This window comes from Novosphingobium sp. B 225, from assembly GCF_002198665.1.
Taxonomy (GTDB): Bacteria; Pseudomonadota; Alphaproteobacteria; order Sphingomonadales; family Sphingomonadaceae; genus Novosphingobium.
The window spans coordinates 47,538-65,354 of record NZ_MWLM01000053.1 but is presented as its reverse complement, the minus strand read 5'-3'; the positions used below and the strand labels follow the sequence as shown (position 1 = coordinate 65,354).

At 62.5% G+C, this 17,817-nt stretch carries 21 protein-coding genes, 1 tRNA gene and 1 pseudogene; 18 read left to right on the top strand and 5 right to left on the bottom strand.

What is annotated here, in order from left to right; all coding sequences use genetic code 11:
* Positions 1-1,230: hypothetical protein (locus MNBBLIKP_RS18030; protein WP_217896673.1), on the top strand; the 1,230-nt coding region annotated here is incomplete at its 5' end.
* Positions 1,208-1,765 (top strand): hypothetical protein, encoded by a 558-nt coding sequence (locus MNBBLIKP_RS09085; protein WP_088309671.1) that lies wholly within the window; start codon positions 1,208-1,210, stop codon positions 1,763-1,765. The genes MNBBLIKP_RS18030 and MNBBLIKP_RS09085, both read left to right, overlap by 23 nt.
* A 16-nt stretch (positions 1,766-1,781) precedes the next feature.
* Here the strand turns inward: MNBBLIKP_RS09085 and MNBBLIKP_RS09080 are convergent, their stop codons facing one another.
* From MNBBLIKP_RS09080 to aroA, 4 genes are all read right to left on the bottom strand, one after another.
* Entirely contained in the window at positions 1,782-2,162 is a 381-nt protein-coding gene (locus MNBBLIKP_RS09080) for a c-type cytochrome (protein ID WP_140420565.1), read from the bottom strand.
* A 41-nt stretch (positions 2,163-2,203) separates the two neighbouring features.
* On the bottom strand, positions 2,204-2,833 hold the full coding sequence (locus MNBBLIKP_RS09075; protein WP_088309691.1) for a (d)CMP kinase: 630 nt from the start codon (positions 2,831-2,833) through the stop codon (positions 2,204-2,206).
* Positions 2,830-3,906, bottom strand: coding sequence for a serine hydrolase domain-containing protein (locus MNBBLIKP_RS09070; protein WP_217896672.1), 1,077 nt, complete (start codon positions 3,904-3,906; stop codon positions 2,830-2,832). The genes MNBBLIKP_RS09075 and MNBBLIKP_RS09070 overlap by 4 nt, the downstream gene beginning before the upstream one ends.
* A 98-nt stretch (positions 3,907-4,004) precedes the next feature.
* Positions 4,005-5,321, bottom strand: coding sequence for a 3-phosphoshikimate 1-carboxyvinyltransferase (gene aroA / locus MNBBLIKP_RS09065; protein ID WP_088309665.1), 1,317 nt, complete (start codon positions 5,319-5,321; stop codon positions 4,005-4,007).
* Between the two features lie 190 nt (positions 5,322-5,511).
* On the opposite strand from aroA, the gene MNBBLIKP_RS09060 reads away from it, so the two are divergent.
* The 6 genes and pseudogenes from MNBBLIKP_RS09060 (at position 5,512) to MNBBLIKP_RS09035 (ending at position 8,989) form a co-directional block, all read left to right on the top strand.
* The gene (locus MNBBLIKP_RS09060) at positions 5,512-5,832 is read left to right on the top strand and encodes an FYDLN acid domain-containing protein (protein ID WP_088309664.1); all 321 of its coding nucleotides are present in this window, start codon (positions 5,512-5,514) and stop codon (positions 5,830-5,832) included.
* A gap of 107 nt (positions 5,833-5,939) precedes the next feature.
* Positions 5,940-6,015: transfer RNA gene (locus MNBBLIKP_RS09055), tRNA-Ala, on the top strand.
* An 82-nt stretch (positions 6,016-6,097) separates the two neighbouring features.
* Positions 6,098-7,413, top strand: a pseudogene (ffh, locus tag MNBBLIKP_RS09050) (signal recognition particle protein); the annotation flags it as partial.
* Between the two features lie 194 nt (positions 7,414-7,607).
* Positions 7,608-8,135 (top strand): 30S ribosomal protein S16, encoded by a 528-nt coding sequence (gene rpsP / locus MNBBLIKP_RS09045; RefSeq protein WP_088309662.1) that lies wholly within the window; start codon positions 7,608-7,610, stop codon positions 8,133-8,135.
* A gap of 27 nt (positions 8,136-8,162) precedes the next feature.
* Positions 8,163-8,648, top strand: coding sequence for a ribosome maturation factor RimM (gene rimM / locus MNBBLIKP_RS09040; protein WP_088309660.1), 486 nt, complete (start codon positions 8,163-8,165; stop codon positions 8,646-8,648).
* 17 nt (positions 8,649-8,665) lie between these two features.
* Positions 8,666-8,989 carry a hypothetical protein gene (locus MNBBLIKP_RS09035; protein WP_088309658.1) on the top strand — a complete coding sequence of 108 codons (324 nt, stop codon included), beginning with the start codon at positions 8,666-8,668 and terminating at the stop codon, positions 8,987-8,989.
* On the opposite strand, the gene MNBBLIKP_RS09030 is transcribed toward MNBBLIKP_RS09035, so the two are convergent.
* A complete protein-coding gene (locus tag MNBBLIKP_RS09030; protein ID WP_088309656.1) occupies positions 8,986-9,837 on the bottom strand; it encodes a hypothetical protein in 852 nt (283 codons plus the stop codon). The two genes, MNBBLIKP_RS09035 and MNBBLIKP_RS09030, sit on opposite strands and share 4 nt — an antisense overlap.
* Before the next feature lie 51 nt (positions 9,838-9,888).
* On the opposite strand from MNBBLIKP_RS09030, the gene MNBBLIKP_RS09025 reads away from it, so the two are divergent.
* From MNBBLIKP_RS09025 to MNBBLIKP_RS08985, 10 genes are all read left to right on the top strand, one after another.
* Positions 9,889-10,275, top strand: a complete 387-nt coding sequence (locus tag MNBBLIKP_RS09025) for an AbrB/MazE/SpoVT family DNA-binding domain-containing protein (protein ID WP_254912981.1) — start codon at positions 9,889-9,891, stop codon at positions 10,273-10,275.
* 26 nt (positions 10,276-10,301) lie between these two features.
* Complete coding sequence (locus tag MNBBLIKP_RS09020) at positions 10,302-10,637, top strand: type II toxin-antitoxin system VapC family toxin (RefSeq protein ID WP_254912980.1); 336 nt, start codon at positions 10,302-10,304, stop codon at positions 10,635-10,637.
* On the top strand, positions 10,625-11,005 hold the full coding sequence (locus tag MNBBLIKP_RS09015; protein WP_140420564.1) for a hypothetical protein: 381 nt from the start codon (positions 10,625-10,627) through the stop codon (positions 11,003-11,005). Before MNBBLIKP_RS09020 ends, MNBBLIKP_RS09015 begins: the two co-directional genes overlap by 13 nt.
* Positions 11,002-11,739 (top strand): tRNA (guanosine(37)-N1)-methyltransferase TrmD, encoded by a 738-nt coding sequence (trmD, locus tag MNBBLIKP_RS09010; protein ID WP_088309650.1) that lies wholly within the window; start codon positions 11,002-11,004, stop codon positions 11,737-11,739. The genes MNBBLIKP_RS09015 and trmD overlap by 4 nt, the downstream gene beginning before the upstream one ends.
* Before the next feature lie 6 nt (positions 11,740-11,745).
* On the top strand, positions 11,746-12,123 hold the full coding sequence (rplS, locus tag MNBBLIKP_RS09005) for a 50S ribosomal protein L19 (protein WP_088309649.1): 378 nt from the start codon (positions 11,746-11,748) through the stop codon (positions 12,121-12,123).
* 89 nt (positions 12,124-12,212) lie between these two features.
* Positions 12,213-14,468 carry a S9 family peptidase gene (locus MNBBLIKP_RS09000; protein ID WP_088309647.1) on the top strand — a complete coding sequence of 752 codons (2,256 nt, stop codon included), beginning with the start codon at positions 12,213-12,215 and terminating at the stop codon, positions 14,466-14,468.
* Positions 14,414-15,070: a DUF1287 domain-containing protein gene (locus tag MNBBLIKP_RS08995; RefSeq protein WP_217896671.1), complete on the top strand. Its 657-nt coding sequence runs from the start codon at positions 14,414-14,416 to the stop codon at positions 15,068-15,070. The genes MNBBLIKP_RS09000 and MNBBLIKP_RS08995 overlap by 55 nt, the downstream gene beginning before the upstream one ends.
* A 37-nt stretch (positions 15,071-15,107) precedes the next feature.
* Positions 15,108-16,133: an aspartate-semialdehyde dehydrogenase gene (locus tag MNBBLIKP_RS08990; RefSeq protein WP_088309646.1), complete on the top strand. Its 1,026-nt coding sequence runs from the start codon at positions 15,108-15,110 to the stop codon at positions 16,131-16,133.
* Between the two features lie 130 nt (positions 16,134-16,263).
* Complete coding sequence (locus tag MNBBLIKP_RS17755; protein WP_176399720.1) at positions 16,264-16,983, top strand: alpha/beta hydrolase-fold protein; 720 nt, start codon at positions 16,264-16,266, stop codon at positions 16,981-16,983.
* Positions 16,980-17,747, top strand: coding sequence for an alpha/beta fold hydrolase (locus tag MNBBLIKP_RS08985; RefSeq protein ID WP_088309644.1), 768 nt, complete (start codon positions 16,980-16,982; stop codon positions 17,745-17,747). The genes MNBBLIKP_RS17755 and MNBBLIKP_RS08985 overlap by 4 nt, the downstream gene beginning before the upstream one ends.
* The last annotated feature ends 70 nt before the right edge of the window (positions 17,748-17,817 follow it).

The following is a 17,817-nucleotide window of genomic DNA, read 5'->3' as shown; positions in this document are numbered from 1 at the left end:
CCTCCGCCACCTCCTCCACCGCCGCCGCCAGCCCCTCCGGCCTACAAGCTCAAGCCGTTGGGCGAGCTGTCCAAGACCTATGAAAGCTCAGGCCGGGGTCCGGCGACGGTTTCCGACGGAGCGGGGGATCCGGGCGGGGTATCCTATGGCAGTTATCAGCTGTCGTCGGCGCGCGGCACGTTGCAAAAATTCATGGAGAAAGAGGGCAAGCCCTGGGCCGCTGAATTCGGCAGCGCGATGGGCGGCACGGCTCAGTTCACCACGATCTGGAAAGCCATTGCCGAACGCGATCCGGTGGCTCTGCACAAGGCCGAGCACGCCTTTATCCAGCGCACCCATTATCAGGTGCTGATCGATGAATTGATCGCGCTTAACGGGATTGATCTGACCACCGCGACCCACAGCCACACCATTCGCGATGTCGCCTGGTCCACCGCCGTGCATCACGGCGGTCCCGGCGGGGCAAAGGTGTTCAAGCGCGCCAACGATGTGGTGCCGATCAACCGCAACAAACCGGGCTTTGACAAAGCGCTGATCGATGCGGTCTATGCCGAACGCGGCAAGCCGGGCGATACTGTGCCGCTGGCCTATTTCCCCAATGTTTCAGCGGCCTGGGTGCCGGGTTTGAAGCAACGGTTCGTGAATGAACGGATCCAGGCCCAGGCGGCCTTGGCGGCTGAACTGGCAGCGGGTGGTCCGTTCAGGGAACCGGCCGCCGTGCAGCCCGCCGTGGTTACGCCGCCTGCGCCCGCCAGCACCTATCCTCAGCCCAAGCCGGGCGTCGCCGGGCCGGTCAACACGCAGCTGCCGCTTTCAGGCAAAGGTTTCGTGACGTACAATCCGGACGATCTGGCCGGAACCGACCGCTATGGCACCACGCTGTTCGTCAAGCAGATCATGCAACTGGCCGAAGCCTGGTCGCTCGAAAGCCCGGTGCCGGTCAGTTATGGTGACATGAGCCGACCCGGCGGCACGCCGTTCCCGCCGCATCAGGGCCACGTAAAAGGCAACGAGGTGGACGTGCGGCCTTTTTCCAGCAATGGCCAGAATGTACCAATGACCTGGCAAGCTGCGGGTTATGACCGCGCCAGGACCCGCCAGTTCTTCAAACTGCTGCGCAAACGCCACCCCGCTGCGGTAATCCTCTTCAACGACCCGCAACTGATCAACGAGGGGCTCTGTGCCCCGCTGGCAGGACACGACAACCATGTCCACTTCCGCATCCCCTGAGCGTCGCTGGCTGCTGATCGGCGGGGTGATCCTGCTGCTTGGCGGCGCGGGCTGGGCATTCCTTTCGTCCAGCGACCCCGCGCCGCCTTCCGCCCCCCCGCCGCTGCCTGCGGCGGTACCGGCCGCACCGGCTCCACCGCCAACACCTCCGCAAGTGGCCGCGCCAACCAGTGTTGCAATCGACCTTGATGGTGATGGCAAGGCAGACAGCGCGCGCATCGCCAAGCGTGGCTACTATGTGGTTGATGATCCGATCGCGTTCAAAGGGGAGGGTGCTGCAACCGCTCCTGAAGTTGATCTGGGCAAGGATGCCGTAGTGGTGAAGCTTTCAAACGGAACGGAAAAGGCGATCAACTTTTCCCACGCTGACCGGCTCGCCTCGCTGCGCCCCGGCAACAAGGCAGAACAGCAGGCCAAGGCCGCTGGCTGCAGAATTCCCGCCGATGGCCGCGGACTGCTCGCTCAGGGTGAGGATGGTGCCGTGCTGATCCACCGGGAGAATGGCGAGATGCTGGCCGAGGCTTGCGGGCTCTGATCCTTACCGGATCGCGCTAAAGGTCTGGTTTGTACCTGGGGTGCCGCAGCGTGACGATATAGTCCGCCAGATCGCGGATCCGCTCGCGCTCAACCCGGAACTGCATCGATTCAGGAAAGTTGTGCGAATCGCGCAGGAATTCGCGCAGTGTCTGCGCGGTCAGCCCGGGGCGGTTGGCGATGTCCTCGAACGTCGGACTTTCCGGGTTGGGGGAAGAACTGTTGCGCGTAACCCCGTGGCATGCGGCGCAGCGTTCCTTCGCAAAGGACAGTCCCTTGCGCACGTGGACCGTGGTTGCCAGCGCACCCACTTCTGGTCTGATCCGCGCCGGGCGCGCTTCGATCACGGCGCTGCCAAGCGAAACAAGGGCAAGGGCGAGCATGGCAAGGCGGTTCATGGCGCTGCCCATATCACTGCCGGGTGGCTGGCCGCAACCAATCAAGCCGGGCGGCCGGCCTGCCGTTCAACAATCCGGATCGCCGCCGCGATTGCCTCTTCCCGGCCAAGATCGCTGGTATCCAGTAGCACCGCATCTTGCGCGGCGGTAAGCGGAGCTTCGCTGCGGGTCCGGTCACGCTGATCGCGGGCTTCAAGGTCGGCCGCAATCTCGGCCAGGGCGACAGCGCGGCCCTGGGCCTGCATTTCCTTGAAGCGCCGCTCTGCCCGCGCGGAAACGCTGGCGACAACAAACAGCTTGGCTTCGGCTTCGGGTGCGATCACCGTGCCAATATCGCGCCCGTCCAGCACCGCGCCGCCCGGCTGGGTGGCAAAGTGCCGCTGCCGCTCATACAGCGCCTGGCGCACCGCCGGGTGGATCGAAACCCGGCTGGCCAGGCCGCCAGTCGCCTCGCTGCGCAGTTCGGGGTCATCCAACAGGCTGTCCGGAAACGCACAAGCGGCCAGTGCATCGCCCGGGTCGTCAGGATTGCCCCCGTTCAGGCTCACCTGCCGCCCGACCGCGCGATAGAGCAGCCCGGTGTCGAGATGCGGCAGGCCAAAATGCGCTGCCAGCGCCTTGGCAATGGTGCCTTTGCCGGAAGCAGTAGGGCCATCGACGGCGATGATCATGGTGTGAGGGCCTTTGTCCATGGTTGTACGCCGTATTCCCATTGCCAAGGCAGGCCGGTATCACCCAGCAACCGGCGCACGATGTCGGGAAAGGCCGCTTCGGCCCGAACGTCGTTCGACAGGATGACAACGCACCGGCCCGACCGGAGCAGACAGACCCACATATTGCCAGTCGAATCGTTGTGCCCCCCTTTGAACCAGCCGGGGCCTTGCGGTCCTGCAAAAGTCACCACGCCCAGTCCCGCAGCAAGGTCCGGAACCTGCTCTGCCGGTGCGAGTTCCGGCTGAAACGGCGGGAACTGGGAGGCGGTTGTGATCTTGAGCGTGCCTTTGGCCAAAACTGCCATTGCCGGACGATCCGCTGAAATGCCGGCCGAAAGCCGCGCCATATCGGCGATTGTGGTGTCTAGCGAACCGGCAGCGCGCACTTTGCTGCGTTCGTCATGTGGTTCAATAGCCCCATCGGCTTTCCAGCCATCAGCTAGATTGGCGGCAAAATCAGGCCGCCAGATCAAGCTGCTGTTCGGCATCGCAAAACGATCAAACAGGCGGCGCTGCATGTCCTGGCCGACGTCGATGCCAAGGCCTTTTTCAATCGCATACTGCAGCAGAATAATTCCGTCGCCCGAATAGGCATACCGGCTGCCCGGCGTGAAATGGATCGTCAGCTTCTGATCGGGATTGAGCCAGAAGAAGTTTGCAAAGCCGGTGGCGTGGTTCAATGCCATGCGCGGTGTGATCTGCTGCCAGCGCGGATCTCCTGCCAGATCGCTCCACGGAGCATAGCGGCCTTGCGGGTCGCTATATTCCGGCAGCGGCCGGGGCAGCAGCCGGGCGATCGGCTGATCCAGGTCCAGCTTGCCTTCTTGGGCCAGTTGATTGACGTAATAGGCGAACGCCGTCTTGGTCAGCGATGCGCCATACATCACCGTGTCGGCCTGCAGCGGCTCACCTTTGGCGTTGCGGATGCCCCAGCTGCCATGGACTATGACCCGGCCGGGTTCGGTAACGGCGATGGCCAGCCCCTGTGCTCCGGTTTGGGCCATCGCATGGTCGGCAACGTTATTCAGCAAGTCCGCATTTACGCTCAAAGCCTTCGGCCCGGTCGATTGGCAGGCTGCCAGCAAGGCAGCACACAGGCCAACCAAAAGGGAGCGCAAGGGCCGATGGTTCAAGTGCATAATCCTTCAAGCAAAGCTTCGAACTGCGGAAAGCTGGTGGCGATCGGGCGGGTATCGTCCACTTCAACTCCGGCCTTGCTGGCCAGTCCCGCGACCGCCATCGACATGGCGATGCGGTGATCCAGATGCGTTGCGACCGGAGCATTGGCGCCGCCGGAGAGCGGCTCGCCGCCGGTGCCTTCGATCGTCAGCCCGTCTTCCTGCTCGGTCACCCGCGCGCCCACACTGGTCAGTGCGGCGGCCATTACAGCCAGACGGTCCGATTCTTTGACCCTCAGTTCGTCGAGCCCGCTGGTTACCGTGGTCCCGTGGGCCATGGCCGCAGCGACAAACAGCGCCGGGAATTCATCGATCATGCTGGGGGCGAGGGCTGGATCGACCGCAATGCCTTGCAGCGCCGAATGCCGCACCAGCAGGTCCGCCACCGGTTCCCCGCCCACTTCGCGCGGGTTGAGCAAGGTGATGTCGCCGCCCATCTGGCGCAGCACTTCAACCAGGCCGGCACGGGTGGGATTGAGCCCGACGTTCTCGATCGTCAGTTCGCTGCCCGGCACCACCAAAGCTGCGACTATGAAGAAGGCGGCGGAGCTGGGATCGCCCGGCACTTCGATAGTTTGCGGGCGTAGTTCAGCTTCGCCAACCACACGGATGATGCGCTCTCCCCCCAGTTCCTCAACCGTCAGCTCCGCGCCGAACCCGCGCAGCATCCGTTCGGAATGGTCGCGGGTGGGGACGGGTTCGATCACGGTGGTGATCCCCGGCGTATTAAGTCCCGCCAGCAGTACCGCGCTCTTCACTTGCGCCGAGGCGACCGGCAGGCGGTATTCGATTGGCACGGCCGGCTGTGCGCCTTGCAGCATCAGCGGCAGGCGGCCACCGGGGCTTGCGGTAAAGCTGGCGCCCATCTGGCTCAGCGGATCGATCACCCGGCCCATCGGGCGCCTCGAAAGGCTGGCGTCGCCGATGAAGCAGGCGGTGATCGGGTGGCTTGCGACCAGCCCCATCAGCAACCGGGTGGACGTGCCGCTGTTGCCCATGTCCAGCGCGGCTTGCGGTTGCAGCAAGGCGCCAACGCCGACGCCGTCGACCCGCCAGTTACCCTGGCCAAGCCGCTCAACCTGCGCACCCATGGCCCGCATAGCGGCGGCAGTGGACAGCACGTCCTCACCCTCCAGCAGGCCGGTGATCGTGGTTTCCCCCACAGCCAGTGCGCCCAGCATGATCGAGCGGTGGCTGATCGACTTGTCCCCCGGCACCCGGATCCGGCCACGCAGGGGGCCGCAGGGCAGGAAGCGGCGAGGACGCATCTGGGCAGGGTCGGCAGAGGACAAGAGCGGCGGTCTTTCGCTGGAATTGGCGTGAAATGCGCGCGGCTTTTGACAGCGGGCGCGGCCTATGGCAAGGCGCGCCCCGCGCTGGGACTGGCGCAATAGCCTCCCAATACGTATTTAGCTGTTTTCAGCCGTTCCCCACGGGACGGCGCATGTGAGGATTACTATGGTCAAGCCAGAATGGGGTGCCAAGCACGGCTGCCCGAAATGCGGCACCCGCTTCTACGATCTGGGCAAAGATGACCCGATCACCTGCATCGAATGCGGCTATGCCTGGCATTCCGAACCGGTGCTGAAATCGAAGCAGCCGATTCCCTATGAAGAAATCCAGAAGGAAAAGGTTGTCGAAGGTGCTGACGTCGATCTGGCCGATGCCGATCTTGATATCGACGAGGACGGCGATTCGCCGGATAACGACGTTGACCTGGGCGGCGATGACGACCTGGGCGTTGGTCTGGACGGCGCAGGCGATACCGACGACGTTTGAGGTGAAAAACCCCCTTGCCAAGCTGCGGGGTCGCTACTAGAGGGCGACCTCCCAGCCGCAAGGCAGGGGTTTGACCGGTTTTCCAGAGCCGGTCTGATGAATGGTACGGGGCCTTAGCTCAGCTGGGAGAGCGCCTGCATGGCATGCAGGAGGTCAGCGGTTCGATCCCGCTAGGCTCCACCATTCAACGAAGGAACAGTTTTTGCGGCAAGCTGGTCGGCGAGGTTTCGCCCACCGGCTTTTTTCGCGTTGAGGTGGTTTGCTGATGTTCGACGCACTTTCAGACCGGCTGGGCACTGTCTTTGACAGGCTGCGGGGTCGTGGCGCGCTGCGGGAACAGGATGTCCGCGATGCGATGCGCGAAGTGCGAATCGCGCTGCTGGAAGCAGACGTCGCGCTGCCCGTGGTCCGCCGCTTTATCGACGATGTGACCGAAAAGGCCGTTGGCGTTGAAGTGCTGAAATCGGTTACGCCGGGTCAGCAAGTGGTCAAGGTCGTCAATGACGCGCTGGTCGATATGCTGGGCGGCACCGAAGTGCCCGGGCTGGATCTGGCAGCCACCCCGCCGGTGGTGATCATGATGGTCGGCCTGCAGGGTTCGGGCAAAACCACCAGCACTGCCAAGCTGGGCAAGTTGCTCAAGGAAAAGCAGGGCAAGAAGGTGCTGATGGCGTCGCTCGACGTCAATCGCCCGGCGGCTCAGGAACAATTGAAAGTGCTGGGCGAGCAGGTAGAGGTTGCGACCTTGCCGATCATGCCTGGCCAGATGCCGGTCGATATTGCGGCCCGCGCGCTGCAGGCGGCCAAGCTTCAAGCGGTTGATGTGCTGCTGCTCGACACCGCAGGTCGGCTCCACGTCGACAGCCAGCTGATGGACGAGATGAAGGCGGTCGCCGCGACCACCAGTCCTCGTGAAACGCTGCTGGTGGTCGATTCGCTGACCGGTCAGGACGCGGTCAACGTTGCGCAGGCCTTCATGGGGCAGGTCGTGCTGACCGGCGTGATCCTGACCCGGATGGACGGCGATGCGCGTGGCGGTGCGGCGCTGTCGATGCGTCATGTCACCGGCCAGCCGATCAAGTTCGCGGGCACGGGTGAAAAGCTCGATGCGCTGGAAGTGTTCCAGCCAACGCGCGTCGCCAGCCGTATTCTCGGTATGGGTGACATCGTTTCGATCGTCGAAAAGGCGGCGCAGGCGATCGAGCACGAAGAAGCCGAACGCATGGCCGAGCGCATGGCCAAGGGTCAGTTCGACATGAACGACCTGCGGACCCAGCTAAGGCAGATGCAAAGCATGGGCGGACTTGGAGCGCTGGCTGGCATGATGCCGGGCATGAAGAAGGCCAAAGCGGCGATGCAGCAATCCGGCATGGACGAAAAAGTCCTGCTGCGGATGGATGCGATCATCGGTTCGATGACCCCCAAGGAACGTACCCGACCCGATCTGCTCAATGCCAAGCGCAAGATCCGCATTGCCAAGGGTTCGGGCGTGCAGGTTCAGGACATCAACAAGCTCATCAAGATGCACCAGGAAATGGAGCGCGCGATGAAGCAGATCAAGAAAATGGGCGGCCTTGGCGGNACAATGGGCGGCCTTGGCGGTCTGGCAAAGTTGTTCGGCAAAGGTGGCCTGGGTGCTGCCATGCCGGGGCTCGGCGGCGGATCGGCTGGTGGCGGCCTGCCCGGGCTGGGTGGGGGCTCGCTCCCGGGCAATATCGGCGATCTTTTGAAGAAGTGATTTTCAGTTAATCTGGTTTGATAGAAAGGTAGTTCAAATGTCAGTTTCCATGCGTCTGTCGCGCGGCGGTTCCAAGAAGCGCCCGTATTACAAAGTGGTCGTTTCCAACAGCCGCGCCCCGCGCGACGGCAAGTATCTGGAGCAGGTCGGCACCTATAACCCGCTGCTGGCCAAGGATGATGCCAACCGCGTGCGTCTGGTCGAAGACCGCGTCCGTTACTGGCTGGGCGTTGGCGCGCAGCCGACCGACCGCGTCGCTCGCATGCTCGACAAGGCCGGGATCAAGGAACGCGCCGCGACCCTGAACCCGAGCAAGGGTGAACCCGGCAAGAAGGCCAAGGACCGCGCTGAAGACAAGGCCGCCAAACTGGCCGAAGCTGAAGAAGCCGCCAAGGAAGCCGCCGCCGCTGCTGAAGCCGCTGCCAATGCTCCGGCCGTTGAAGAGGCTCCGGTTGCCGAAGAAGCTGCTGCTGAAGAAACCGCTCCTGAAGCCCCTGTGGCTGAAGAAGCTGCCGCTGAGGAAGCTCCGGCTGCCGAAGCTGGCGAAGCTCAGGCTGAAGGCTAAGTCTTGGCCATTGACCGCCCCGTCACCATGGCCGCCATTGCCGGCGCGCACGGGGTGGCGGGAGAGGTCAGGCTGAAACTGTTCGGTGAAGGCGTGGAATCGCTCAAGCGGTTCCGCGCCTTCAACGATTCAGCCCTGACCCTGACCAAGCTGCGCGATGACGGCAAAGGCGGAGCGATTGCCCGGTTCGCTGAGATCGCGGATCGCACGGCGGCTGAACGCATGCGCGGCACGGCGCTGACCGTCCCGCGTGCGAGCCTGCCTGCCCTGGATGAGGGTGAATACTATTACACCGACCTGATTGGCCTGCCCGCAGTGTCGGATCTGGGCGAGGATCTGGGCACCTGCATCGCGGTCGAGAATTTCGGTGCGGGCGATTTGCTGGAAGTCGAACGCCCGGCGGTTGATGGCAAACGCGGCAAGCGCTTCATGGTGCCTATGCGGGCGGAGGCCGTGCCTGAATGGAGCGCTGAGAGGATCGTCATCGCGGCAGGCTTTGCGCTGGACGATTGATCGGTTAGGCTGCGAGCATGGCGCTGCTGCTGTTCCTGTTGTTCATGGTTGCGATCCCTGCAGCGGTCGCTGCGGCCCTTGCCGGCCTGCTTTGCGCCCGCAAGCCGCAGTGGAGCACCGCCTGCCGCACCGCACTGGCTGCGGCCGTGGCGGGGCTTGTGCCAGTGATCCTGCCGATTGCCTCGGTGCTGCAGGGCAATGACGGTGGAGTTGGTCCTTTGGTGCCGACTGTGGCCTTACTGGTTCTCGGGCTGATCATGGCCGTGCTGGTCGGCGTGCCGGTGGCGCTGTGGATCGGCAGGCGCAGGGCGCCGCCTTCGTCACCACGGGTGTTTGACTAGCGCCCGACGAGCTGTTCCAGTTCCTTCCCGAATTCCTTCAGTTCGAAATTCTGCGGATCATCGTGCGCGTCGGGGATGCCCGCATCCACGGTGGCATGGAAACCCGGGATCAGCCAGCGCCCGGTCCGCGCGCTGGAATAGACATAGAGTGCGGCCAGCATCCGGTATTGGGCCTTGCTGAAACCGGGCCTGGGCCCTTCTGTTTGACCGCGATTGGTCGCTCCAGGCAGGAAGCGGCGCGGCTGGACCGTTTCGATATGCACGAACCGGCCCCGTGCGGGCACGCCTACCACCCGGCTTTCCAGCTTGGTCGCGCGCCAGGGTTCCTGAAAATCGTGCCCGGCCCAGATCTGGCCGACCCGGTTCAGGAAGATATGCGCCACCGGCGCGCTGGCAAAGGTCTGGTCCATATAGCTGGTAAAGCTGTTGACCCGGTGGTCGTTGTCGATGTCCCTGGGAAAGGGATCGTTCTTGTAAAAAGGATCGCTGGTGTCGTGGATCACGAAGTACAGCGCGGGCAGGCCGGCCTCGGTCTGGCTGGCCGGGTCAGTGGCGTGGAGCCGGGCGTAGTCCTGGTAGGGCTGGGGGAACGCGCCAAGCGCCGCTTCCTTCATCTCTGCGCTGGGCGCGCCGCCATTGGTCATCAGGCTGCTGATCACTGGAGGCAGGGGCTGCGGCTCTTTCTCTCCCAGCAGCTTGACCTTGCGCAGCAGACAGGTGGCCTGGTCCAGCGGGGTTCCGGCGAAAGTCAGCGTCTCGCGATCGAACCGGCATTCACCGATCTCATCGGCCGGAGCAGGCGCGCTGAGGGTTAGTACGAAAATGGATGCAAGGAGAGCAAGGCGCAATTGACAGGGCTCCGACGTATGTATATACATTATGTATATACGGAGTTGACCATGAACAAGCCCGAACCCGATCTGGTCCGCGACATGCGGCAGAGCTTTGACCTTACCGGGGCTGCGCCTGCGGGCAATAGCCTTGTTTCAAAGGCAAAGGTGCAGCGGGTTAAGGTGTTTAAATCGGGCAATTCGCTGGCGGTGCGGATGCCCAAGGCTTTGGGATTGGAGGCGGGGATGGAACTGGAAGTCACTGTTCAGCCCGATGGGGCGCTGGTCCTGCGCAAACCTGCACCGCTGAAGCGGGGGCTGGATATCAGCGGGTTCTGGGGCAAGGCGCCCGGATTGAAGCTTGCGCCGCGCCGGGATTTCGATGAACGGCCCAGCACCATTGCCGCGCGTGAAGCCGCGCGCAAGGCGGCGGGAGAGACCCCATCCGATACCTGATCGACGCCAACATCGCTGTTTACGCGATGGACGGCAACTATCCTTCTTTGCGTGAACGCATGATCGCCTGTGAGCCGGGCGACATTGCCATTTCCGCGATCAGCTATGCCGAGGTGGCTTACGGGACTTATGTAGGCAAGCCGCCTTCCGAGGCCCTGCTCGATGCGTTCGTGGCGGTCGTTCCGCTGGTGCCCTTCGATCAGGCCGCAGCCGAGGCCTATGCCCGCCTGCCCTTCAAGCGTGCGCGCTTTGACCGGCTGCTGGCCGCGCATGCGTTGAGCATTGGTGCGACGGTGGTGACCAACAACGAAGCCGATTTTGCGGATGTGCCGGGGCTGAAGGTTGAGAATTGGACGGTGTGATGTTTATTCCCTTGCTTGTCATTACTGCGTTGCTCGCGTCAATTTGGCCCGGATTTTGTGCGATGATTATTTGCGCTCGCTTCCCCGCGCTTGAACGGCGTGTGGTGATCGCGATATCAGCGATCACCTCGCTCACTGCGTTTGCTGCCGCATTGTTGTGGCTGGTGGTTTCCGCGATCGCCGAGAACAGACAAATGCACGAGCTTTATGGCGACAAATTGCCGCGTGATGTGCTGCTGAATCAAGATGCCTACGGGATTGTCGGAATCGCCATGGTCGGAATTTTCGGCGTTGCCGTGATGGTTGGCCTGCCAGTAGCATACTGGATGGTCACCCGGATCAAGCGTATCCATCTCGTTCGCCCATGACCTTCCACGCCACCGTCCTCACCCTCTATCCGGAAATGTTCCCTGGCCCGCTCGGGCTTAGCCTCGCGAACCGCGCGCGGGAGGAGGGGAAGTGGGCGCTCGATACCGTCCAGATCCGCGATTTTGCGATCGATAAGCACAAGACCGTGGATGACACGCCCGCTGGCGGCGGGGCCGGGATGGTGCTGCGGGTGGACGTGCTGGCCGCGGCGATCGACCATGCGCGCGCTGCCAATCCCGCCGCGCCGATCCTGGCCATGACCCCGCGCGGGAAACCGCTCAGCCAGGCCCGCGTGCGCGAGCTGGCGGCCGGGCCGGGGGTGATCGTGCTGTGCGGGCGGTTCGAAGGGTTCGATGAACGAATTTTTGAGGGTCGCGGCGTAGAGGAAGTGTCGGTGGGCGACATTGTCCTGTCCGGCGGGGAACCGGCGGCGCTGATGCTACTCGATGCTTGCATTCGCCTGCTTCCCGGCGTAATGGGCGCCCCTTCCAGTGGGACCGAGGAGTCGTTTGAAAACGGCCTGCTCGAATATCCCCACTTTACCCGACCCGCTGAATGGGAAGGGCGCACGATCCCTGAAGTGCTGCGATCGGGGGATCATGCGAAGATCGCGGCGTGGCGAAAGCTGCAGTCCGAGGTCGATACACGGTTACGCAGGCCAGACCTTTGGGAGCTCCATGAGGGGGCTCGGGTCCAGCCTGCCTCTGGCGCGCGGCGCGAAAAGAAGGACTGAGGACCAGTGAACCTGATCCAGCAGATCGAAGCCGAAGAAATCGCCAAGGCGACTTCCGGCGAAAAGACTATCCCGGAATTCCGTCCCGGTGACACCGTCCGCGTCGGCGTGAAGGTGATCGAAGGCGAACGCACCCGCGTTCAGGCCTATGAAGGTGTGTGCATCGCCCGCGCCAACAAGGGCATCGGCAGCAACTTCACCGTGCGCAAGATGAGCTTCGGCGAAGGCGTGGAGCGCGTATTCCCGCTCTATTCGCCGAACATCGACAGCATCACCGTGGTCCGCCGCGGCGTGGTGCGTCGTGCGAAGCTGTATTATCTGCGCGGCCGCACCGGCAAGCGCGCGCGCATCGCCGAACGTCGCGACGTGCGCAACGACGCATAAGCGCCTAGCGCTTCGCGTAGAGCGAATTAAGAAGGGGCGTCCCGGCATCGGTCGGGGCGCCCTTTTCTGTTCGGGATCACCATCTTGCCATGCATCTGCGCCATGCCTTGTTTTTACCGCTGCTCGCCCTGTCACCATTGGCTTACACGCAGGAGGCCCAGGTGAGCGCTGAAGCCGCTGTGCCCGACGCCGCCCCCAGCGTGTTGACGCTAGAGCGTGTTTTTGCGAGCCCAGGCCTCAACGGGCCGGTCCCGCGCGGGGTAAAGCTCTCGCCCGACGGCCGCTACCTGACCGTGCTCCGTAACCGACCGGATGACCGGGAACGATATGATTTGTGGGGGTTCGACCGAAAGAGCAGCAAATGGTCGATGCTGGTTGACAGCCTGAAGCTCGGCTCTGGCAAAAATCTGTCCGAGGCGGAGAAAATGCAGCGCGAACGCCAGCGGATCGGCGATCTCAAAGGCATTGTCAGCTATGAATGGGCGGCTGACGGCAAGGCGGTCCTGGTCCCGCTTGATGGCGATCTGTTCCTGGCCGGGCTGGATGGAACCGTCCGCAAGCTGTCTGATAGCAGCGCGGATGAACTAAACCCTGCACTCAGCCCCAAGGGTGGCTATGTTTCCTTTGTGCGCGATCGGCAGTTGTGGGTCGGCCAGCCCGGCGGCAAGGTTGCCCCGATCACACCGGCGGACACGCGTGAAACGGTCCATTGGGGCGAAGCGGAATTCGTCGCGCAAGAGGAAATGGCCCGGTTCACCGGGTATTGGTGGGCCCCGGATGACGGCCGTATCGCGGTGCAGCGGTTTGATGATGCACCGGTTGGTGTGGTCACCCGCGCGGCAATCGGTGCGGATGGGACGCGGACTTTCCAGCAACGCTATCCGGTTGCCGGTTCGCCCAATTCGCTCGTTTCGCTGCATGTGATGCTGCCCGATGGCTCGGACCGGGTCGAAGTCGATCTGGGGCCAGACCAGGACATCTACCTTGCCCGGGTCGATTGGGCACCGGATGGCAAAACCCTGTTTGTGCAGCGCCAGAACCGGGCGCAGACCCGTCTGGACATACTCAGTGTCGATCCCGTCACCGGCAAGTCGCGGGTGCTGTTCGCGGAAGATTCTGCACCGCAGAGCTGGATCAACCTCAGCGACAGCTATCGCCTGCTGAAGGATGGGAGCTTGATCTGGTGGTCAGAACGCGATGGTTTCGGGCACCTGTGGCATTTCAAGGCTGGCCAATGGACCCAGTTGACCAAAGGTGCGTGGGTGGTTTCCAAACTGGTCGGAGTGGATGAAACGAAGGGCAAATTGTTCTTCCTTGGCAATCATGACGATCCGCTAGCCATGCAGATCTATGCGATGGACTTGGCCAAGCCGGGCACGATTACCGCGCTGGGCGAGTCTGGTTTCAGCCACACCGCGAGCATGGACAAGGATGGCAAGACCATGCTGGTCACCCGCTCAAGCCCTGGCCAACCACCGCAAACCTATATCGCCGATCCGGCCGGCAAGCGGCTGGCCTGGGTGGAGGAAAACCGGCTCGATCCGAAGCATCCCTATTACCCACACCTCGCCAGCCACCGCGCGCCGCAGTTTGGGACCGTCAAGGCTTCTGACGGCACTGTTTTGCACTGGAAGATGATTTCTCCGGTGATGGAACCTGGAAAGCGGTATCCGGTGTTTTTCGAGCATTATGGCGGGCCGACTGCTCAGAAAGTCACGCGCAGCTGGACCGGGGCGCTTGAACAGGCGCTGGTCGACAAGGGATACATCTATTTCGAACTGGACAACCGTGGCAGCGAAAACCGCGGTGTGGCCTTTGCTTCTGCGCTCTACCGCGCGATGGGAGGCATCGAGGTGCAGGACCAGAAAGCCGGTGCTGAATACCTTAAGTCGCTTCCCTTCGTCGATCCGGCCAAGATTGCGACTTATGGCTGGTCCTACGGTGGTTACATGACTCTCAAGATGCTGCAGGCCGATCCTGGGCTCTATGCCGCCGGGATTGCCGGGGCACCGGTCACCAAATGGGAACTCTATGATACCCATTACACCGAACGCTATATGGGCACCCCCCAGGCGGATGGCGCAGCCTATGCGAAAAGCAGCGCGTTGACCGATTCAGCCAAGGTCAAGGATCCCTTGCTCATCATCCACGGGATGGCCGATGATAACGTGGTGTTTGAAAACAGTTCTGCCCTGATTGCCAAGATGCAGGCCGAGGCAGTGCCGTTCGAGATGATGCTCTATCCGGGCTATACCCACCGCGTTTCCGGCCCCAAGGTTGGGAGACATCTGTGGGAATCGATCCTTGCTTTCCTGGAGCGGCACGGAGTGACACCGCCGCGCTGAGTCGCCGTGCGGTGCTGGGCGGGGCAGCGGCGGCCGCGCTGCTTGGCTGTTCGCGTGCTCAGGCAGAGCCGCGTGTGGCAACCCCCGCTGCCCGCCGCCTGATCGCGGCGGCGCGGCAGCAGGTGGGGGTGACCCTGGCCTATGATCCCGCCTATTCGGCGCTGGCCTATCCGGGCGGCGATGTCGACCGGGCCAAAGGGGTCTGCACCGATGTGGTGATCCGCGCCTATCGCGATGCACTGGGGATTGATCTTCAGCAGGTCGTTCACCGGGACATGGCCGGGCATTTCTCCGCCTATCCGCGCCGCTGGGGGCTGACCCGGCCCGATGCTAATATCGATCACCGCCGGGTGCCCAATCTCGAGACGTTCTGGACCCGCGCGGCGGCGCGCCTGCCGATCCCTGCCCGGGAGGCAGAGTGGCAGCCGGGTGACGTCTTCACGATGCTGATCGACAGCCGCCTGCCGCACACCGGGATCGTTTCCGATCGGCTTGGTACCAGTGGTCATCCCTTGGTGATCCACAATATCGGTTCCGGCACCCGCGAAGAAGATGCCCTTTATGCATATCGCCTAACTGGCCGCTTTCGCTGGCGGGTCTGAACCGCTAGGGCGCGCTGAAGCAAGCGGAGGCTGAAGCATGGGTTATCGGGTAGTAGTGGTCGGCGCGACCGGGAATGTCGGGCGGGAAATGCTCAACGTTCTGGCCGAGCGTGAGTTCCCGATTGACGAGCTGGCCGCCGTCGCCTCGGCGCGGTCGCAAGGGGATGAGATCGAATTTGGCGAAACCGGCCGGATGCTCAAGGTCCGCAATATCGAGCACTTCGACTTTGCCGGATGGGATATCGCGCTGTTCGCCGCTGGATCGGATGTCGCCGCCACTTATGCGCCCAAAGCGGCTGCGGCAGGCTGCGCGGTGATCGACAACAGCTCGCTCTACCGCATGGACCCCGACGTGCCGCTGGTTGTGCCAGAAGTGAACCCCGATGCAATCGATGGGTACAAGGCCAAGAATATCATCGCCAATCCCAACTGCTCAACCGCGCAAATGGTGGTGGTGCTCAAGCCCCTGCACGATGCCGCGCGGATCAAGCGCGTGGTTGTTTCAACCTATCAGTCGGTCAGTGGCGCGGGCAAGCAGGGCATGGATGAATTGTTCGAGCAGAGCCGCAACATCTTCGTCGGCGATCCCGCGGTGCCTACCAAGTTCACCAAGCAGATCGCCTTCAATGTGATCCCCCATATCGACAGCTTCCTGGACGACGGATCGACCAAGGAAGAATGGAAGATGGTGGTCGAAACCAAGAAGATCCTGGACCCCAAAGTCAAAGTCACCGCCACCTGCGTGCGCGTGCCGGTTTTTGTTGGCCACAGCGAATCGATCAACATCGAGTTCGAGGACGAGCTGAGCGCGGAACAGGCGATGGATCTGCTGCGCGAAGCACCCGGCGTTATGCTGATCGACAAGCGCGAGGACGGCGGATACGTTACCCCGGTTGAATGCGTGGGTGACGGAGCCACCTTCGTCAGCCGCGTGCGGGAAGACCCCACCGTGGACAGCGGCCTGACGCTGTGGTGTGTTTCTGACAACCTGCGCAAGGGCGCGGCACTCAACGCAGTGCAGATCGCGGAACTGCTCGGGCGGCGGCACCTAAAAAAGGGGTGAGGTTGCAGCGATGCTTCGGCGATGGGTAAGGTATTCGCTGCTGGTTGCTGCGATCGGACTTGCCTTGTTAGGGGTATTGGCCTGGCACTCATGGTATACAAGCAGGTCCACTATCATTGCCTCGGCGCATTTGGGTGAAGCTCGAAGTTTGCGGTACTTCAATTCGCCAATTCACCAAGCAGATCAAAGACAGGTTGCGATCTATGTTCTTGATGGCGAACGTGCTCGATTGGGTCTGGCAACTGCGGTGCAAGCACGACTACTGTCAGTTTTAACCGGAACCGATGTGCCGTTGGTGGTTGCAGTTGACAGCAACGGGCAGCGTGAGAAGGACTTCCGGAACGCGAGTTCACGTCCCGCGCCATGGCGCCCATCAATATCCGGGCGCGCGGCTGCATTTGATCGGTTCCTCCTTGATGAAGTCCGCCCGTTGGTGCGGGAGCGATTTTCCGGGATCGAAAAGGAATACGTTTTTGGCCATTCACTGGCTGGGCTCTATCTGGTTGATCTGGCAAGTCGAATTGGATCCAGCGATGGGTTCACAGGTTACGCCGCGTTTTCTCCTACGTTCAGCCATGATCTTGGGATGATTGAAAGGCTGGCACGGATCTGCGAGACTAAATCTGCCTTGTTCGTTACCATCGGCCTGGAAAGTCGCCGTGAAGATGAATTGTTTGAGCGCGCTCGCGCTCGGTCGACTTGCGCGGGGTCATTGGTGAAATTTGAGCGTCATCCGGGTGCGATTCATCAGATAGTGATGCTGACCGGCCAATTCAGTGCGTTGCAGCACATCATGGAAGGAAGTGAACTCTCCTCCAATACCTCACCCGGTGCTGGAGCAGGCATATGAGCACGATCTACCCCGGCTTCGACGGTGCCCCACTGGCCGTGCATCGCATCGGCAGCGGGCGGTCGTTGATCCTGCTTCATGGCCTTTTCTCCAGCGCAGAGATGAACTGGATCAAATGGGGCCATGCTGCATTGTTGGCCGATGCCGGGTTTGAAGTGATCATGCCGGACCTGCGGGGGCATGGGGCCAGTGCCGCACCGCATGATCCGCTTGCCTATCCCGACGATGTGCTCGCACTCGATCTGGCTGCGCTGGTTCGTGGGCTTGGGTTTGAGGATTACGACCTCTGCGGCTTTTCGCTGGGCGCGCGCACTGCCGTGCGGGGGGTGATCAGCGGGCTTAAACCGGCGCGGCTGGTGTTGGGGGGAATGGGACTGGAAGGGCTGGCCGGATGGACCGGTCGCGGGGCCTTCTTCATCGACGCCATCGACCGGTTTGACCAGGTGAAGCATGGTGATCCGGCTTTCCCGGCCGTGTCGTTCATGAAGACCATGAAGGTTGACCGGATTGCAGCGCGGCTGCTGTTGCAGACCTTCGCCGATACGCCGCCCGAAGCCCTGTCAGCCCTGTCCATGCCCACCCTGGTGGTCAACGGCGATCAGGACCGCGACAATGGCGATCCTGCTGCCTTGACCCGCGCTTTGCCCAATGCCGTGCAGGCCATCATCCCTGGCACCCACATGAGCTGCGTGGCCAAACCCGATCTGGGCCTGGCGATCCGCGATTTCCTGATCGACGAACGCCATTTGCCGATCATCCCTTGACGCTGGACCGACCCGGTTCCAGCCTTGCCCCAGCGACTTTCGGGTCCGGGACATTCCCAAGGGGACAAGC

Bases quoted from the DNA above. Each gene is read 5' to 3' on its own strand.
- MNBBLIKP_RS09080 (WP_140420565.1), bottom strand. From the start codon at position 2,162: ATGAACCGCCTTGCCATGCTCGCCCTTGCCCTTGTTTCGCTTGGCAGC.
- trmD (WP_088309650.1), top strand. From the start codon at position 11,002: ATGACCTTCCACGCCACCGTCCTCACCCTCTATCCGGAAATGTTCCCT.
- MNBBLIKP_RS09025 (WP_254912981.1), top strand. From the start codon at position 9,889: ATGAACAAGCCCGAACCCGATCTGGTCCGCGACATGCGGCAGAGCTTT.
- rpsP (WP_088309662.1), top strand. From the start codon at position 7,608: ATGTCAGTTTCCATGCGTCTGTCGCGCGGCGGTTCCAAGAAGCGCCCG.
- MNBBLIKP_RS08990 (WP_088309646.1), top strand. From the start codon at position 15,108: ATGGGTTATCGGGTAGTAGTGGTCGGCGCGACCGGGAATGTCGGGCGG.
- aroA (WP_088309665.1), bottom strand. From the start codon at position 5,321: ATGCGTCCTCGCCGCTTCCTGCCCTGCGGCCCCCTGCGTGGCCGGATC.
- MNBBLIKP_RS09000 (WP_088309647.1), top strand. From the start codon at position 12,213: ATGCATCTGCGCCATGCCTTGTTTTTACCGCTGCTCGCCCTGTCACCA.
- rimM (WP_088309660.1), top strand. From the start codon at position 8,163: ATGGCCGCCATTGCCGGCGCGCACGGGGTGGCGGGAGAGGTCAGGCTG.
- MNBBLIKP_RS08985 (WP_088309644.1), top strand. From the start codon at position 16,980: ATGAGCACGATCTACCCCGGCTTCGACGGTGCCCCACTGGCCGTGCAT.
- MNBBLIKP_RS09085 (WP_088309671.1), top strand. From the start codon at position 1,208: ATGTCCACTTCCGCATCCCCTGAGCGTCGCTGGCTGCTGATCGGCGGG.
- MNBBLIKP_RS09035 (WP_088309658.1), top strand. From the start codon at position 8,666: ATGGCGCTGCTGCTGTTCCTGTTGTTCATGGTTGCGATCCCTGCAGCG.
- MNBBLIKP_RS09075 (WP_088309691.1), bottom strand. From the start codon at position 2,833: ATGATCATCGCCGTCGATGGCCCTACTGCTTCCGGCAAAGGCACCATT.
- MNBBLIKP_RS09020 (WP_254912980.1), top strand. From the start codon at position 10,302: ATGGACGGCAACTATCCTTCTTTGCGTGAACGCATGATCGCCTGTGAG.
- MNBBLIKP_RS09060 (WP_088309664.1), top strand. From the start codon at position 5,512: ATGGTCAAGCCAGAATGGGGTGCCAAGCACGGCTGCCCGAAATGCGGC.